At 70.6% G+C, this 16,407-nt stretch carries 17 protein-coding genes; 4 read left to right on the top strand and 13 right to left on the bottom strand.

Going from position 1 to position 16,407, the window contains the following annotated elements; genetic code table 11:
* A partial coding sequence (locus VIG79_RS11725; RefSeq protein WP_331885775.1) for a glycosyltransferase occupies positions 1–921 on the top strand: 921 nt, incomplete at its 5' end.
* A gap of 84 nt (positions 922–1,005) precedes the next feature.
* On the opposite strand, the gene VIG79_RS11730 is transcribed toward VIG79_RS11725, so the two are convergent.
* A complete protein-coding gene (locus tag VIG79_RS11730; protein WP_331885777.1) occupies positions 1,006–1,491 on the bottom strand; it encodes a GNAT family N-acetyltransferase in 486 nt (161 codons plus the stop codon).
* Complete coding sequence (locus VIG79_RS11735) at positions 1,475–1,954, bottom strand: DUF1707 domain-containing protein (RefSeq protein WP_331885779.1); 480 nt, start codon at positions 1,952–1,954, stop codon at positions 1,475–1,477. The genes VIG79_RS11730 and VIG79_RS11735 overlap by 17 nt, the downstream gene beginning before the upstream one ends.
* Before the next feature lie 122 nt (positions 1,955–2,076).
* Here VIG79_RS11735 and VIG79_RS11740 point away from each other — a divergent pair, with 122 nt between their 5' ends.
* Positions 2,077–2,946 carry a flagellar biosynthetic protein FliQ gene (locus tag VIG79_RS11740; protein WP_331885781.1) on the top strand — a complete coding sequence of 290 codons (870 nt, stop codon included), beginning with the start codon at positions 2,077–2,079 and terminating at the stop codon, positions 2,944–2,946.
* A 48-nt stretch (positions 2,947–2,994) separates the two neighbouring features.
* Here VIG79_RS11740 and cimA read toward each other — a convergent pair whose 3' ends face one another.
* The 5 genes from cimA to VIG79_RS11765 all read right to left on the bottom strand — a co-directional run bounded on the left by cimA (position 2,995) and on the right by VIG79_RS11765 (position 8,238).
* Positions 2,995–4,608, bottom strand: a complete 1,614-nt coding sequence (gene cimA, locus VIG79_RS11745; RefSeq protein ID WP_331885783.1) for a citramalate synthase — start codon at positions 4,606–4,608, stop codon at positions 2,995–2,997.
* A 214-nt stretch (positions 4,609–4,822) separates the two neighbouring features.
* The gene (locus VIG79_RS11750; RefSeq protein WP_331885785.1) at positions 4,823–5,665 is read right to left on the bottom strand and encodes a Cof-type HAD-IIB family hydrolase; all 843 of its coding nucleotides are present in this window, start codon (positions 5,663–5,665) and stop codon (positions 4,823–4,825) included.
* 47 nt (positions 5,666–5,712) lie between these two features.
* On the bottom strand, positions 5,713–6,810 hold the full coding sequence (locus tag VIG79_RS11755) for a branched-chain amino acid aminotransferase (protein WP_414672624.1): 1,098 nt from the start codon (positions 6,808–6,810) through the stop codon (positions 5,713–5,715).
* 196 nt (positions 6,811–7,006) lie between these two features.
* Positions 7,007–8,059 carry a 3-isopropylmalate dehydrogenase gene (locus VIG79_RS11760; protein ID WP_331885789.1) on the bottom strand — a complete coding sequence of 351 codons (1,053 nt, stop codon included), beginning with the start codon at positions 8,057–8,059 and terminating at the stop codon, positions 7,007–7,009.
* Between the two features lie 80 nt (positions 8,060–8,139).
* Positions 8,140–8,238 carry a 3-isopropylmalate dehydrogenase gene (locus VIG79_RS11765; protein WP_331885791.1) on the bottom strand — a complete coding sequence of 33 codons (99 nt, stop codon included), beginning with the start codon at positions 8,236–8,238 and terminating at the stop codon, positions 8,140–8,142.
* A 379-nt stretch (positions 8,239–8,617) separates the two neighbouring features.
* Here VIG79_RS11765 and VIG79_RS11770 point away from each other — a divergent pair, with 379 nt between their 5' ends.
* Positions 8,618–9,550 (top strand): hypothetical protein, encoded by a 933-nt coding sequence (locus VIG79_RS11770; RefSeq protein ID WP_331885793.1) that lies wholly within the window; start codon positions 8,618–8,620, stop codon positions 9,548–9,550.
* 108 nt (positions 9,551–9,658) lie between these two features.
* Here VIG79_RS11770 and serA read toward each other — a convergent pair whose 3' ends face one another.
* Together serA and VIG79_RS11780 are read right to left on the bottom strand one after the other, a co-directional pair.
* Positions 9,659–11,242 carry a phosphoglycerate dehydrogenase gene (serA, locus tag VIG79_RS11775; RefSeq protein WP_331885795.1) on the bottom strand — a complete coding sequence of 528 codons (1,584 nt, stop codon included), beginning with the start codon at positions 11,240–11,242 and terminating at the stop codon, positions 9,659–9,661.
* A 161-nt stretch (positions 11,243–11,403) separates the two neighbouring features.
* A complete protein-coding gene (locus VIG79_RS11780) occupies positions 11,404–11,589 on the bottom strand; it encodes a hypothetical protein (protein ID WP_331885797.1) in 186 nt (61 codons plus the stop codon).
* 78 nt (positions 11,590–11,667) lie between these two features.
* Between VIG79_RS11780 and VIG79_RS11785 the strand changes: the two genes are divergently transcribed.
* Entirely contained in the window at positions 11,668–12,084 is a 417-nt protein-coding gene (locus tag VIG79_RS11785; protein WP_331885799.1) for a DUF7144 family membrane protein, read from the top strand.
* A 49-nt stretch (positions 12,085–12,133) separates the two neighbouring features.
* Here the strand turns inward: VIG79_RS11785 and VIG79_RS11790 are convergent, their stop codons facing one another.
* The 4 genes from VIG79_RS11790 to VIG79_RS11805 are packed head-to-tail and all read right to left on the bottom strand — an operon-like array spanning position 12,134 to position 16,184.
* Entirely contained in the window at positions 12,134–12,607 is a 474-nt protein-coding gene (locus VIG79_RS11790; protein ID WP_331885801.1) for a DedA family protein, read from the bottom strand.
* A 23-nt stretch (positions 12,608–12,630) separates the two neighbouring features.
* Positions 12,631–13,659 carry a ketol-acid reductoisomerase gene (gene ilvC, locus VIG79_RS11795; RefSeq protein WP_331885915.1) on the bottom strand — a complete coding sequence of 343 codons (1,029 nt, stop codon included), beginning with the start codon at positions 13,657–13,659 and terminating at the stop codon, positions 12,631–12,633.
* Positions 13,660–13,711: 52 nt separating this feature from the next.
* Positions 13,712–14,224 carry an acetolactate synthase small subunit gene (ilvN, locus tag VIG79_RS11800; protein WP_331885803.1) on the bottom strand — a complete coding sequence of 171 codons (513 nt, stop codon included), beginning with the start codon at positions 14,222–14,224 and terminating at the stop codon, positions 13,712–13,714.
* Between the two features lie 13 nt (positions 14,225–14,237).
* Entirely contained in the window at positions 14,238–16,184 is a 1,947-nt protein-coding gene (locus VIG79_RS11805) for an acetolactate synthase large subunit (protein ID WP_331885805.1), read from the bottom strand.
* Between the last annotated feature and the right edge of the window lie 223 nt (positions 16,185–16,407).

Below are 16,407 nucleotides of genomic sequence, written 5' to 3' on the forward strand. Positions count from 1 at the left end.
GGCGTGTTCCGCGACGTCCTCGACGAGGAGCCCTACGACCTCGTCGTCGCCGACGAAGCGTGGGACGTCGACTACTTCCTGCACGAGAACCCTCAGGTCAAGCGGGCACCGCTGGCGTGGATGACCGACTTCGTCGGATGGCTGCCGATGCCCGAGGGAGGTTCCGCCGAAGCGGCGCTGACCGCGGACTACAACGCGGAGATGCTCGAGCAGCGGGCCCGGTTCCGCGCGGTCCGCGACCGCTCGGTCTTCGTCGGCAACGAGTCGGATGTCGTCGACGCGTCGTTCGGTCCGGGCCTGCCGCTGATCCGCGACTGGACCTCCGAGAACTTCGACTACGCGGGGTACGTGACCGGGTTCGAGCCGACGCCGCCGGAGGCTCGCTCGGCGTTGAGGGCGGCGCTCGGCTATCACCCGGACGACCGGGTATGCGTCGTCACCGTCGGCGGGTCGGGCGTCGGTGGCGCGTTGCTGCGCCGGGTGCTCGACGCGGTTCCGTTGCTACGGGCCGCCGCTGACAACCTGCGGTTCGTCGTGGTGACGGGCCCGCGGATCGACCCCGAGTCGCTGCCGGCGGTCCCGGGCGTCGAGGTCCGGGGGTTCCTGCCGGACCTCGTCGACCACCTCGCGGCCTGCGACGTGGCCGTCGTCCAGGGCGGCCTGTCGACGACCATGGAGCTGACCGCCAACCGGCGGCCGTTCGTCTACGTGCCGTTGCGGCGGCACTTCGAGCAGAACCTCCACGTGCGGCACCGCCTCGAGGGGTACGGCGCCGGGACCTGTCTCGAGTACGAGGTGGCCAGCGACCCGGACGCCCTCGCCGCGGCGATCCTCACCGAGCTGGACCGCGTCGTCGACTACAAGCCCGTGGAGACCGACGGCGCCGCCCGGGCAGCCGCCCTCATCGCCTCCCTCCTCTAGGTCACCCCACCAAGTTGACCCCGACCGGCCGGTTCGTGCTCTGAACCGCGTCAAGTTCCGGCTCGACACCGCACGAACCGATGTTCAGCCGAGCGACAGCTCCAGCAGGGGCAGCTGCCGGCCGGGGACCGAGCCGCTCGGGACGGTCCCGACCCGCCGCGCGCCGTGGGCGACGTAGAACCCCTCGGCGCCCGGGTCGGACTCGACTCGCAGCGTCGACCAGCCGTGGCGGGCCGCATACCGGACCGCGTCCTCGAGCAGCGCCCGGCCGACCCCGCTGCCGATCGCCGAGGGGTCGACGAAGAGCATGAGCAGCTCGCCGCGGCCCGGATCCCCGTCTGGGTCGGGTCCGAGGAGGTGGAAGCCGCGAACCGTCCCGTCAGCACCCCGAACCACCCGAGCCGCCGCCGCCAGGTCGGGCGTCAGGGACAGCTCGGCCCGGCAGGCGTCGAGGAACGCGGCGTCGTAGCCCCAGTACCCCTTGCTGCGCAGCGCGAGTGCGCTGAGCGCCGCGGCCTCGTCCGGCCGACCGTCGACGACCGCAGCGCTGCGGTCACCCGTCGCGGTCACGCCGCCGTTTGCGCCCGTCGTTGCCGGAGTAGAGGATCACGCCGGCCGCGGGGATGAGCAGGAACCACACCCACCACCGGGTGGCGAAGAACAGGCCCAGCGCGACGAACGGCGTGACCCCCATCAGCGCGTCGCGGTGCTGGGCGACCCACGATCCGGCCGGGAAGAGGCCGGTCCCGCTCTGCGGCTCGATCTCCCCGGGCTGGGACGGCGACGACACGACCTCGCCCTGCAGGGGGGCCGGTGTGGCGGGAATGGTGCGAGTGGCGAGGTCGCCACCGGGCAGGTCGGCGAACAGGGCGTCGAGGTCACCCTTGGTCACGGCGGCGTAGGCGGCGGTGGTCCGGCGCTCGTGCTCGGCCGGGTCGAGGCGACCCGCCTGCCAGTGCTGGTTGAGGGCCTCGATGGCCGCCTCTCGCTCGGTGTTGCCGACGCGCTGCCCAGAGTCCCCGCTCGTGCTCATAGCCACATTCTCCCCGAAACCGCAGGTCAGGCGCACGCATGAACCCCGCGCGCCGCGGGTACGCCATGATGGAAGGTCGGCGAAATACCCCGATTGCCGACTCGAGATCGAAGGAGACTCCCGTGAGCACCGACGAGACGGAGCACCGGACCGGCATGGAACGCCGTGCCACCGAGGACGACGGAGCCGAACTCCGCACCACGCCGCAGTACACCACGCCGGAGAACACCACGCACGAGAACACCACGCACGAGAACGCAGCGCGCGAGAACGCCACGCACGACAACGCCACGCGCGAGAACCGCGTACCCGGCGACGAAGGCACCCGCGCGATGCGGACCGATGCCGGCACCGAGGCCACCTCCGCCGAGAGGAACCCGGCGGTCGTCGGGCCGGCCGCGGCAGTCGTCGAGGAGCGTCGCATCGCGCCGGGCAGCGCGCGGGGGCGTCTGCACATCGGCATCAACTGGGGCTCCGCCTTCTTCGGCTGGGTCGCCGCGATGGGCCTGGCCGTGATCCTCACCGCGTTCGTCGCCGCCATCGGCGCGGCGGTCGGCGTCACCCAGGGCACGACGACGGTCGACCAGGCCGCCACCCAGATCCAGAACCAGGACCCGCAGACCGTCGGCCTCGTCGGCATCATCGTGCTGGCGGTGATCGCCTTCGTGTCGTACTACGGAGGCGGCTACGTCGCGGCGCGGATGTCCCGGTTCGACGGCGCGCGGCAGGGCTTCGCCGTCTGGCTGTGCGCGGTCATCGTCGCCGTCGTGGTGGCCATCGTCGCGGCCGTCGCGGGCGCCCGGTTCGACGTGCTCAGCACGTTGAACACGTTCCCCCGCATGCCGGTCGACCAGGGCAACCTCACGGGCGCCGGCATCGTCGCGCTGGTGCTGCTTCTCGCGATCACGTTGCTGGGCGCGGTGATCGGCGGCGCCGGCGGGATGCGCTACCACCGCAAGCTGGAGACGGCCGAGGCCGAGTACCTCCAGTAGCCGAGCGGTTTCGCGAGGGTATGCGCGGACGGCGCACCGCGCATACCCTCAGCGCACCGGCACCTGGTGTCGGAGCAGTCCGAACGTGATCCCGTCGACGAGGGCCCTCCAGGACGCCTCGACGATGTTGGCCGCGACGCCCAGGGTGTTCCACGAGGTCTCGCCGTCGGACGTCTCGATGAGGACTCGCGTGACCGCGTCGGTGCCGTGCGACGCGTCCAGGATGCGCACGCGGAAGTCGATGAGCTCGAGCTTGTCGATCTCGGGGTAGACCTCGGCGAGCGCCTGCCGCAGGGCGTGGTCGAGCGCGTTGACCGGGCCGTTGCCCTCCCCGGTGGCGACGAACCGGCGGTCGCTGGCGACCAGCTTGACGGTGGCCTCGGAGACGGCGACCTCGCCGCCGCGGGCGTCGGTGATGACGCGCCACGACTCGACGTCGAAATAGGTGAGCGTCGAGCCGGAGAGCGCGTTGCGCAGCAGCAGCTCGAACGACGCGTCGGCGGCGTCGAAGGTGTATCCGCGCATCTCGAGGTCCTTGACCTCGGCCAGGACCGACGCCACGAGCTCGTCGGAGTTCGGCACGCCAGTGAGGTCGACCCCGATCTCGCCCGCCTTGAGGTGGATGCTGGCTCGGCCGGCCATGTCGGAGACCAGGGTGCGCATCCCGTTGCCGACCGCGGACGGGTCGGTGTGCTGGTAGAGGTTCGGGTCGACCTTGAGGGCGCTGGCGTGCAGGCCGGCCTTGTGCGCGAACGCGCTCGAGCCGACGTAGGGCTGCCGGCTGTACGGCGGAACGTTGGTCACCTCGCTGATCGCGTGCGCCACCCGGGTCGCGTCGCGGAGCCGCTCGGGCGCGACGACCTCGTGGCCGGACTTGAGCTGGAGGTTCGAGACGACGGTGAGGATGTCGGCGTTGCCGGTGCGCTCGCCGTACCCGTTCACGGTGCCCTGGACGTGGCTCGCGCCGGCCTCGACCGCCGCCAGCGAGTTGGCGACGGCGCAGCCGGTGTCGTTGTGGCAGTGGATGCCGAGCCGGGCGCTGGTCGACGCGAGGACGTCGGCGACGACGTCCTGCACCTGCGGCGGCAGCATCCCGCCGTTGGTGTCGCAGAGGGCGACCACCTCGGCGCCGGCCTCGGCCGCGACCCGGACCGCCTCGAGCGCGTAGGCGCGGTCGGCCGCGTACCCGTCGAAGAAGTGCTCGGCGTCGAGGAACACCCGGCGCCCCTCGCCGTGCAGGAAGCCCACGGTGTCGCGGATCATCGCGAGGTTCTCCTCGCGGGTCGTCCGCAGCGCCTCCTCGACGTGCCGGACGTGCGACTTCGCGACGAGGGTGACGACGGGCGCCCCGGAGGCCAGCAGAGCGCGGACCAACGGGTCGTCGGCGGCCTTCGACCCGGCCCGGCGGGTGGCCCCGAACGCCGCCAGCGTCGCGTTCTGGAGGACCAGCTCGTGCTGGGCGCGCTGGAAGAACTCGGTGTCCTTGGGGTTGGCCCCGGGCCAGCCGCCCTCGATGAACCCCACGCCGAGCTCGTCGAGGTGCCGCGCGATGGCGAGCTTGTCGACGACGGAGAGGTTGAGCCCCTCCTGCTGGGCGCCGTCGCGCAGCGTCGTGTCGTAGACGTGCAGGTCGCTCGCCGCTCTGCTGATGGTGTCGGTCATCGCCGCTTCCCTGAGCCTGGTGGGTGTCGTGTCGCCGTATGCCGGCCGCTCCTCGACGCTCGTGTCCGGACGGGGTGTGCCCGGGACACAAAAAGACCCCCCGGGTTACGGGAGGTCTGCGCGACGAGGAGTACTCGTCGCGCTAGCTGATAATGAGCGAGGCGGGCGGTGCGGCCGGCTGGACGTGCGTCACGCGGTCCAGAGTGCCCGTCGATCAGTCCTCGTCCAACGGCCGTCTCGGTATGTGGTCAGCCTTCTCACGTTCTGGAGCGTCGAGGAGCCGCTCCAGGACCTGAGCCACCCCGTCCTCGTCGTTCGACGGGCACACGTGGTCGGCGGCGGCGATGACGTCCGGATGCGCGTTGGCCACAGCGAACGCCGTGCCCGCCCACACGATCATCGGCAGGTCGTTCGGCATGTCCCCGAACGCCCACACGTCCTCGGCGCCGATGCCGAGGCCGTCGCACCAGGACTCCAGCGCAGCCGCCTTGGTCACCCCCGGCGCGCAGATCTCGGCCAGCCCGCCCGCACCGGAGTACGCCACGATGCCGCGGTCGCCGACGACCTCCGCCACCCGCGCTCGAAACTGGTCCTCGGACATCGTCGGGTGGCGACCCAGCAGCTTCCCCACCAGGCCACCCTCATCGGCGATGGGTCCACGGATCGCGTCCACCGGCACCGGGTGCTGGCTCTCGTACGCCTCCTCGAGCGCGAAGCCGGTCGCGCGTTCCGCCGCGAACGTCACGCCGGGCAGCTCACGCCGCAGGTCGTCGATGATCGCTGCTACCGACTCGGGCTCGATTCCTTTGTGCGACAATACCGTTCGGTGAGGCACGTCGTAGACGAAGGCGCCGTTGCCGCAGATCGCGACGCCGCCGTCACCGACGAGGTGCGCGAGGTCGTCGAGCCATCGCGGTGGCCGGGCCGTGACGAGCACCGTGCGGACACCCGCCTCCTGCACCGCCCGGAGGGCCGCCGCGGTCCGCTCCGAACCGGTCCCGTCCGACCGCAGCAGCGTGCCGTCGAGGTCGCTGGCAACGAGGCGCGGGCGACGCATCCGAGGCCTACCAGGCACGCGACGCAGACGACGAGCGGCCGACCGCCTCAGGCGAGCCGGGTCAGCCAGCCGCGGGTGTCCGAGGTCCGCCCGTACTGGATGTCGAGGAGCCGCTGCCGCAGGCCGAGGGCGACGGTGTCCTCGTGGCCGACCTGACGGTGGTCGACGCTGCCGTCCTCCCACTTGAGCTCGCCGACCGGGGTGATGACCGCGGCCGTCCCACAAGCGAAGACCTCGGCCAGCTCGCCGGAGGTCGCCGCGTCCTTCCACTCCTGGATCGGGATCTTGCGCTCCTCCGGCTCCAGCCCCATCTCCTTGGCCAGCTCGAGGATCGAGGAGCGCGTGACGCCCTCGAGGATCGAGCCGGTCAGCTCCGGCGTGACGATCCGGCCGTCGCGGTAGACGAGGAACAGGTTCATCCCGCCGAGCTCCTCGATGTAGGTCTGCGTCGAGGAGTCGAGGAACACCGCCTGGTCGCAGCCGTGCTCGGCGCCCTCCATCTGACCGGCGAGGCTCGACGCGTAGTTACCGCCGCACTTGGCGGCACCCGTGCCGCCGGCGCCCGCGCGCGCGAAGTCGGTCGAGATCCACAGCGAGACCGGCTTCACGCCACCCGGGAAGTAGGCGGCGGCCGGCGACGCGATGACGCAGTACGTGACTTCGGCGGACGGGCGCACCCCCAGGAACACCTCGGACGCATACATGAACGGTCGGAGGTAGAGGCTCTTCTCCCCCGACGGCCCCGGCTCGGGGACCCACTCGACATCGGTCGAGACCAGCGCCTTGAGCGACTCGATGAAGTCGTGCTCAGGCAGCTCGGGCAGCGCCAGGCGGCGCGCGCTGCGGTTGAACCGGGCGGCGTTGGCCTCAGGGCGGAAGGTCCAGACCGACCCGTCCTCGTGCCGGTAGGCCTTCATCCCCTCGAAGATCTCCTGCGCGTAGTGCAGGACGGCGGTGGCGGGGTCGATGAGCAGCGGTCCGTATGCGGTGACCTCCGCGTCGTGCCAGCCCTCGCCCAGCGTCCAGACCGCCTTGACCATGTGGTCGGTGAAGGTCTTCCCGAAGCCGGGGTCGCGCAGCACCTTCTCGCGCTCGATCTCGGCGAGCCGGTCATCGCGCTCGGCGACGGTGAAGTCGAGCCGCACGTGCTCGTGCGGATCGTGGGCGAGGTCCGCCACACTCGGGCGGGGCGTGGTGTGGGTCGACTGCGTCGTCATTCCGGGGCCTTTCACTGCGTGTCCGTATGCTGAGACTACCGGGCGGCGCGAGGGCGCCGATCGCCGGTCGGGAAGGGTTCGGCCGCCGTCCGGCAGCATGACCCAGGGATCTGGAGGGCTCGGCTCAGGCCAGCCGGGCGGCGATCGCATCGCCCACGGTCGTGGTCGACCGGGAGGTGTCGCCGCGCTCGGCGAGGTCCGCGGCGACCGCGGCCTCGACGGCCCGAGCCTGCTCTACTCGGCCCAGGTGCTCGAGCAGCAGCGCGACCGAGAGCACCGTGGCGGTGGGGTCGGCCTTGCCCTGCCCGGCGATGTCGGGGGCTGAGCCGTGCACCGGCTCGAACATGCTCGGGTAGGCGCGTTCGGGGTTGATGTTCCCGCTCGCCGCGAGACCGATGCCGCCGACGATGGCGCCGGCGATGTCGGTGATGATGTCGCCGAACAGGTTGTCGGTGACGATGACGTCGAACCGGCCGGGGTCCGTGGTGAGGAAGATGGTCGCCGCGTCGACGTGCTGGTAGGCGGTCTCGACGTCGGGGAACTCAGCCCCGACCTCCTCGACCGTACGACGCCAGAGGTGACCGGCATACGTGAGCACGTTGTGCTTGTGGACGAGCGTGAGGTGCCGGCGCGGGCGGGCCTGCGCGCGGCCGAAGGCGTCACGGACGACGCGCTCGACACCGAACCGGGTGTTGACGCTCACCTCGGTGGCGACCTCGTTGGGGGTGCCGGTGCGCAGGGAGCCGCCGTTGCCGACGTAGGGGCCCTCGGTGCCCTCCCGGACGACGACGAAGTCGATGCCGCCGGGGGCGACGTGGTCGACGTCGAGCGGGCTGCGGACCCCCGGGAACAGCTTGGCGGGTCGCAGGTTCACATAGTGCTCCAGTGCGAACCGGATCGGGAGCAGCACGCCCCGCTCGAGGACCCCGCTCGGGACGCCCGGGTCGCCGATGGCGCCGAGCAGGATCGCGTCGTGCCCCTTCAGCTCCTCCAGAACACTGGCCGGCAACGTCTCGCCGGTGGAGTGCCAGCGGCGGGCGCCGAGGTCGTACTCGGTCGTGGAGACCTTCAGACCGCTCGGCGCCGTGACGGCGTCGAGGACCTTGAGGCCCTCGGCGACGACCTCGGGGCCGATCCCGTCGCCGCCGATGACGGCGAGGTTGAGGGTGTCGGTCACCGGGTCCTCCTGCAGATAGCTGGGCGTGCGGGAAAGCCTAGGCGCAGCCCGTGGGGCCGCGCCTAGCTGTCCGCAACGGGTCAGTCGTCGGAGTGGCCCTGGTCGCGCAGGTCCATCGACTCCTGCAGCGCCTGGCGGGCCTTCTCTGCCTCTTCGCTCATGGTGTTCACGTCCTTCACAAGAAATGCGTACGTCAAAACGGTTGGTGTATGGCGGGTTTCGCGCTCGAACCGGATTCGGTGAACGCTGTCAGCAGTGCACGCGGGATCTCCGCGGCGAGGGGCTGACTAGAGAAACTCGCCGCGGCTGGCAATGAGTACGAGCCGCCGCGCCATGCGTCGAGATTACGTGGACGTCCAAGTAACTGCACCCGGGTTCCACTATCCGGACCGGGACCGTCAGGAAGACACGCCCCCGCCTCCCCCTTCCGGCGAGAGGCCAACTTCTGTCGTCATTTCCGAGGAATGGCAGCAGAAGTTGGCCCTTCGCGAGGGTGTGGAGCCTGCACCCTGTGGAAACCGAACGGCGCCGGCGCGCTGCGAGGGCGAGGGTATGCGGATGCGCCCGTTCTCCCCACTACCGGAACCCCTGGCCCGCAGGCCCTTCGCTCTCGCCGAGGCATGGCCGACGGGCCTCACCCAAGGGCGGGCACGGGGGCGGGACCTGGCCGCGCCCTACTGGGGCGTGCGGACGCCAGGGCCGTCGGGGGCGTTCCTCGACCGGGTTCTTGCCGTCGAGCAGATCCGTGCCGTCGACGAGGCGTTCTCCCACGAAAGTGCGGCTCGGCTGCTGGAACTTCCGCTCCCCAGACCGTGGGAGGACGACGAGCAGATCCACATCTGCGGCGAGACCGAGCTGCCGCGACTACGGCGCGTCGGCATCGTCTCGCACCGAGGGCTCGAGCGGCGGCTGGTCGTCACGAGCCACGGCGTGCCCTGCACCGACCCTGCGACGACGTGGGCCGATCTGGCTGGGGTCCTGGCGCTGGACGACCTCGTCGTGCTGGGCGATGCGATGGTGCGCCGAGGCAGCGGTCTGTCGATCTCAGACCTTTGCCAGGTGATCGAGTCACGCCATGGTCGGCGCGGCGTCGTGCGCCTGCGCGACGCTGTGAGCCTGGTCCGGGTCGGCAGTGACTCCCCGATGGAGACGCGGGCGCGGCTGGTGTTCGTGCGCGGCGCGCTCCCCGAGCCTGAGCTGAATGCCGCCGTCCTGGACGACGCCGGCGGGTGGTTGGCCACGGGTGACTTTGTGTGGCGGGAGAAGAAGGTCGTCGCCGAGTTCGACGGCGACCACCACCGCACAGACCGGCGTCAGTGGCAGATCGACGTCGCGCGACGCGAGTCGGTACAGGCGTCGGGGTGGACCTACGTCCAGCTCACAGGGCAGACGATCACGAATCCGATCCTGGCCGACCGCCTCGTGCGACGACTTAGGCGACTACTCCTGGATGCCGAAAGGCCAACTTCTGCTCCCATTCGCGACGAATGACGACAGAAGTTGGCCTCTCGCCGAGAGGGAGCGCGCCGGACGCCGGGGTGCGGGCGGGGGCGGGGGCCGGGGCGGTGGCGCCGTGCGCCGGCGTCGGGGGTGACGCCGTCAGAGGTTGATGACGGCGAAGCTCTCGGCGCCGACGGCCTCGGCGATCCGCGCCGCCACAGCCTGCGGCAGCGCGACGTCGACGTTCAGCAGGACCAGTGCGGACCCCTGCCGCTCGCTGCGGGCCACCTGCATACCGCCGATGTTGATGCCCTCGTCGCCGAGGATCTGGCCCACCTGGCCGACGACGCCCGGCCGGTCGGCGTAGGTGAACACGGCGAGGTGGTCGGTCAGCGGTACCTCGAGGTCGAACCCGTTGATCCCGACGATCTTCTCGATCATCCGCGGGCCCGTGAGAGTACCGGCCACCGACACCTCGGAGCCGTCCCCGAGCGTCCCTCGCAAGATCGTGACGTTGCGGAAGTCGCCGCTCGCCGCGTCGGTCAGCAGCCGCGTCTCGACACCTCGCTGCTCGGCAATCACCGGTGCGTTGACGTAGGAGACCTGCTCCTCGACGACATCCTGGAACAGCCCCTTCAGCGCCGAGAGCTGCCAGACCGACACGTCGAACGCAGTGATCTCGCCGCGCACGTCGATGTCCAGCTGCACCGGGACCTGCCCCGCGACGGCGATGAAGATCCGACCGAGCTTCTCGACCAGACCGATGCCCGGACGGACCTCCTCGGCGATCGCCCCACCGGACACGTTGACCGCGTCGGGGACCAGGTCGCCGCCGAGCGCCAGCCGGACCGACCGCGCCACGGAGACGCCGGCCTTCTCCTGGGCCTCCTCCGTGGAGGCGCCGAGGTGGGGCGTCACGACGACCGACTCGAACTCGAAGAGCGGCGACTCGGTGGTGGGCTCCTTGGCGAAGACGTCGAGGCCGGCCCCCGCCACCCGGCCGTCGCGGATCGCATCGGCCAGCGCCATCTCGTCGACGATGCCACCGCGCGCCGCGTTGACGATGCGCACGGTCGGCTTGACCTTCTTGAGCGCCTCCTCGCCGATGAGACCGACGGTCTCCGGCGTCTTCGGCAGGTGCACGGTGATGAAGTCCGACTCGGCCAGCAGCTCGTCGAGCCCCACGAGCCGGGCACCGAGCTGGCCGGCCTTGGCCGCCGACGTGTACGGGTCGTACGCGAGCAGCGTCACGCCGAACCCCTTCAGCCGCTCGGCCACCAGCGCACCGATCCGGCCCAGCCCCACGATTCCGACGGTCTTGTCGAGCAGCTCGACGCCGCCGTACTGGCTCCGCTTCCACGCGCCGCCCTTGAGCGACGAGCTGGCGGGGGCGATGTTGCGCGCGGTGGCCAGCAGCAGTCCGATGGCCAGCTCGGCCGCCGACGTGATGTTCGACGTCGGCGCGTTGACGACCATGACCCCGGCCTGGGTGGCGGCCGGGACGTCGACGTTGTCGAGGCCGACCCCCGCCCGCGCGATGACCTTGAGCTTCCTCGCGGCGGCGATCGCCTCGGCGTCCATCTGGGTGGCGGACCGGATCAGCACCGCGTCGACGTCGACGAGCCCGGGCAGCAGCTGCGCCCGGTCGGCTCCGTCGAGGTGGCGGATCTCGAAGTCGGGGCCGAGGGCGTCGATCGTCGCGGGCGAGAGCTCCTCGGCGATCAGGACGACGGGCTTGGTCACGTCAGGGTCCTATCAGGCGGTACGTCGTTCGGGGTATGCGGCGAGCACGGCACCGCGGTGTGCCGCCAGGAGTCTAGGACCGGGTACTCCACGCGCCGGACCACGACCATCCCGTGGGACGGCCGTCCCGCATATCGGACGCCAGAACCCGCACCGAACCTTTACCGGCGGGAACGACCGAACGCCTCGAAGGCCATGCGCGACACGATGAGCAACGCGATGACGACGACCACGACGCCGACGATGGCCACCGGCCGGATCCGAGAGGCGACGAGCAGGCACCCCACGACGACGGCGCCGATGGCGATCGCCCAGGACTGCCACGGTGCCATCGTTCGGCGAGTCATTCCCGAAGTCTAGGCGTCGGCGCTGGACAGCCTGGAAGATGCCTATGGAAGAGACCACTCTCAGCAGAGAGGCACGCTGTGACCGCTTCACCAGCCAAACGCCCGGGCGGCGTGACGTTCCTCGGCGTCCTCGTCATCATCTCGGGGATCCTCTTCGTGATCTCGGGGCTCCTGGGCATCCTCGCCTCGTCGAGCAGCGACCTGACGAGCAACCAGAAGACGACGCTGCTCGTGATCAGCGTTGTCATCCTGATCATCGGCATCATCGAGATCGCGGTCGCGCGCGGTCTGTTCCGCGGCAGCAACGGCGCCCGCCTCATCGTGGCCGTCCTGAACATCGTGACGATCGTCGGCGCCCTGTTCGCGGCCTTCACCCCCGGCAACCAACGCGGGACCTCGATCGGCCAGGTGGTCATCGCGATCATCGTCCTGGCGCTGCTGTACTCGGGGAGCGCCAACGAGTTCTTCAACCGGTCGAAGGCGCCGACCGTCTGAGACCGAGCACTTCTGGTGATGCCGCGTCACTGCCGGTGGCGCGGCATACCTATGCCGGCTGGCCGTCGCCCTCTCGGGCCGCGCGGCGGCGGCGCACCAGCCACGTCACGCCGACCACCACGAGGATCGCGGCGACGCCGCCGATGACCCACGGCCAGGGGTGGTCCCCGAACCACGCCGCCAGGACCGCGAACCCGATCGTCGTGTAGATCGCGGCCCAGAACAGCGCCCCGACCACGACCCCCGGTACGTAGCGCCACCACGGCATCCGGAGCGCGCCCGCCGCCGCGTTGACCGCGGTCTGGAACCCGATGGTGAGGAACGAGACCGCGACCGCCGGCGCCCCGAAACGGCCGACGACCGCCTCCGCCCGGTGGACCGCCGGCCGGTCGAGATGCTGGGCCAGGCGGGTGCGCTGGCCGCCGTAGCGCAGCGCCCGACCCGCCCAGTAGGTCGCACTCCCCCGCGCTAGCGCCAGCAGGAAGAACGCGCCGAACGTCAGCGCATACGGCCAGTCGCTCACGCCGTCAGTCTAGGAACGCCGCCTCAGCGCGCCGCCGACCCTTCGACGTAGTCGCTGTCGCTGTCCTTGATCCAGCTCATCAACCCACGCAGCTCCTTGCCGGTGGCCTCGATCGGGTGCTGGGCCCCCTTCTCGCGCAGCGCCTTGAACTCCGGGGCGCCCGCGTCCTGGTCGTCGATGAACCGCTGGGCGAACGCGCCGCTCTTGATGTCGGCGAGCACCGCCTGCATGTTCTCCTTGACGTGCGGGTCGATGACGCGCGGGCCGGAGACGTAGTCGCCGTACTCCGCGGTGTCGGAGACCGACCAGCGCTGCTTGGCGATGCCGCCCTCGATCATGAGGTCGACGATGAGCTTCAGCTCGTGCAGGCACTCGAAGTAGGCGACCTCCGGCTGGTACCCCGCCTCGACCAGCGTCTCGAAGCCGTACATCACCAGCTGCGACGCACCACCGCAGAGCACCGACTGCTCACCGAACAGGTCGGTCTCGGTCTCCTCGGTGAACGTCGTCTTGATGCCGCCGGCCCGCAGACCCCCGATGGCCTTGGCGTAGGACTGCGCCAGGTCCCAGGCCTGCCCGGACGGGTCCTGCTCGACGGCCAGCAGCACGGGTACGCCACGGCCGTCGGCGAACTCGCGACGGACCAGGTGGCCGGGACCCTTCGGCGCGACCATGAGCACGTCGGAGCCGGCCTCGGGCTTGATGTAGCCGAACCGGATGTTGAAGCCGTGCCCGAAGAGCAGCGCGGCGCCCTCCTTGAGGTTCGGCTGGATCTCGTTGGCGTAGACGTGCCGCTGGACCTGGTCCGGCGTGAGGATGACGACGAGGTCGGCCTCTTTCACCGCGTCCGCGACGGACTTCACCGTCAGGCCCTCGGCCTCCGCCTTCGCCTTGGACTTGCTGCCCTCGGCGAGGCCGACGCGGACGTCGACACCGGAGTCGCGCAGGTTGAGCGCGTGGGCGTGGCCCTGGCTCCCGTAGCCGATGACGGCGACCTTCTGGCCCTGGATGACGGACAGGTCGGCATCGTCGTCGTAGAACATCTCGGCCATCGTGGCCAGCTCCTTCTCGTTGAGGGACAAGCGTTTTCGGTATGCGGGTGGCTCAGGCGGTGCGCAGGCTCCGGTCGGTGATCGACCGAGGACCGCGGCCCACGCCGACGATCCCGGACTGGACGAGCTCGCGCACCCCGAAGGGCTCGAGGACGTGCAGCAGGGCCTGGACCTTCTCGGACTTGCCGGTGCACTCAATGGTCAGGCTGTCGTGCGCGACGTCGATCACCTTGGCGCGGAACAGCTCCACGGTCTCGAGGATGCTCGACCGGGTGGTCGGGTCGGCCCGCACCTTGATGAGGACGACCTGACGCTGCACCGATGCGTTCGGGTCGAGCTCGACGACCTTGAGGACCTCGACCAGCTTGTTGAGCTGCTTGGTCACCTGCTCGAGCGGGAACTCCTCGACGTCGACGACGACCGTCATCCGCGAGATGTCGGAGTGCTCGGTCGGGCCGACCGCCAGGGAGTCGATGTTGAAGCCGCGCCGCGAGAACAGGCCGGCGATGCGGGCCAGGACGCCGGGCTTGTCCTCGACCAGGACGGACAGGGTGTGCTTGCTCATCGTCGCGCTCCTCTCAGTCCTCGCGGTCCCACACGGGGGCCTCGCCACGGGCGTTGAGGATCTTGTCGTTGCTGACCCCGGCGGGCACCATCGGCCAGACCATCGCGTCCGGGTGGACGATGAAGTCGATGACGACCGGGCGGTCGTTGACCTCCAGCGCCTGTCGGATCACCGCGTCGACGTCCTCCTGCTTCTCCGCCCGCAGCCCGAGGCAGCCGTAGGCCTCGGCCAGCTTGACGAAGTCCGGGATCCGCTGGTGGCTGCTGGTGTGCAGGTCGGTGTTGGAGTAGCGCTCGTTGTAGAACAGCGTCTGCCACTGCCGCACCATGCCGAGGCTGGAGTTGTTGATGATCGCCACCTTGATGGGGATCTGGTTGATGACGCAGGTGGCCAGCTCCTGGTTGGTCATCTGGAAGCAGCCGTCGCCGTCGATCGCCCACACGACGCGGTCCGGCTCGCCCACCTTGGCGCCCATGGCCGCCGGCACCGAGTAGCCCATCGTGCCGAGGCCACCAGAGTTCAGCCAGGCGTTCGGCCGCTCGTACTGGACGTACTGGGCTGCCCACATCTGGTGCTGGCCGACGCCGGCGACGTAGACGCCCTCCGGGCCGGTCAGCTGCCCGATCCGCTCGATGACGTACTGGGGCTCGAGGCGGTCCGGGTAGTCGGTGTAGCCCAGCGGGAAGGTGGCCTTCCACTCCTGGGTGGTCGTCCGCCACTCGCTGTAGTCGGCGTCCCCCAGACCCTCTTCGGTCAGCAGCGTGACGAGGTCACGGATGACCTCCTTCGCGTCGCCGACGATCGGGACGTCGGCGACCCGGTTCTTGGAGATCTCCGCCGGGTCGATGTCGGCGTGGATGATCTTGGCCCCCGTCGCGAACGTCGACAGCTGGCCGGTGACCCGGTCGTCGAACCGGGCACCGATGGTGATGAGCAGGTCGGACTTCTGCAGGGCCGTCACCGCGGCGACGGTGCCATGCATGCCCGGCATACCGAGGTTCAGGGCGTGCGAGTCCGGGACCGCACCACGCGCCATCAGCGTCGTCACGACCGGGATCTGGGTGAGCTCGACGAGCTGCCGCAGCTCGTCGCTGGCGCCGCTGCGGATGACCCCACCGCCGATGTAGAGGACCGGCTGCTTGGCCGCGGTGATGAGTCGGGCCGCCTCCCGGATCTGCTTGCTGTGCGGGCGGATCACCGGGCGGTACCCGGGCAGGTCGATCTGCGGCGGCCACGAGAACGTCGTGGTGCTCTGCAAAGCGTCCTTACTGATGTCGACGAGCACCGGCCCGGGGCGGCCGGTCGACGCGACGTGGAACGCCTCGGCGAGCGCCCGCGGGATCTCCGACGCGTCGGTGACGAGGTAGTTGTGCTTGGTGATGGGCATGGTGATGCCCCGGATGTCGGCCTCCTGGAAGGCGTCGGTGCCGATCGCCTTGCTCGACACCTGGCCGGTGATGGCGACGATGGGCATCGAGTCCATGTAGGCGTCGGCCAGCGGGGTGACGAGGTTGGTCGCCCCCGGTCCCGACGTCGCCATGCAGACACCGACGCGACCGGTCGCCGCCGCGTACCCTTCGGCGGCGTGGCCGGCCCCCTGCTCGTGGCGCACGAGGATGTGCCGCACGGTGGGCGAGTCCATCAGCGGGTCGTAGGCCGGCAGGATCGCGCCGCCGGGGATGCCGAAGACGGTGTCCACGCCGAGGCGCTCGAGCGACTTGACCAGGGCCTGCGCGCCGGTGACCTGCTCCGGCGCCGGCGTGGGCGGCTGGGACGCGGAGCGCGGGTGCGCTGCCGCGACCGCAGCGGGCGGTCCGCTGGGAGCGTGGGGTACCGGCCGTGGAGCGCTGCTCGGCGCCGGCGCGACGGTGGCCGTCGGCGCCGCGGAGCGCGGGCGGGGGTGGGCGTGCTGGGCCACATCTGCCGGGGTGGGTCGCACCGGTGTCGCGCCGTTGCTCACTGATCCACTGCTTTCACTCGGTGTTCGCTGGTCGTTCGCAGGTCGTTCGCTGGTCGTTCGCTGGTCGTTCGCTCGTCGTGCTGCTGTCGCCGCTCATGAAAAAACCCTCCGGTCCGCGAAGGACAGAAGGGCAGCGCGCTGAGGGGGTCGGCTGGTTCGCCTGCTCAGACGCGCTTGGGGAGTACGAGGACTCGGGCCACGCCCCCACCGTGCTCCCGGGCAG

This window comes from Lapillicoccus sp. (assembly GCF_036559105.1).
Lineage (GTDB): Bacteria > Actinomycetota > Actinomycetes > Actinomycetales > Dermatophilaceae > Lapillicoccus.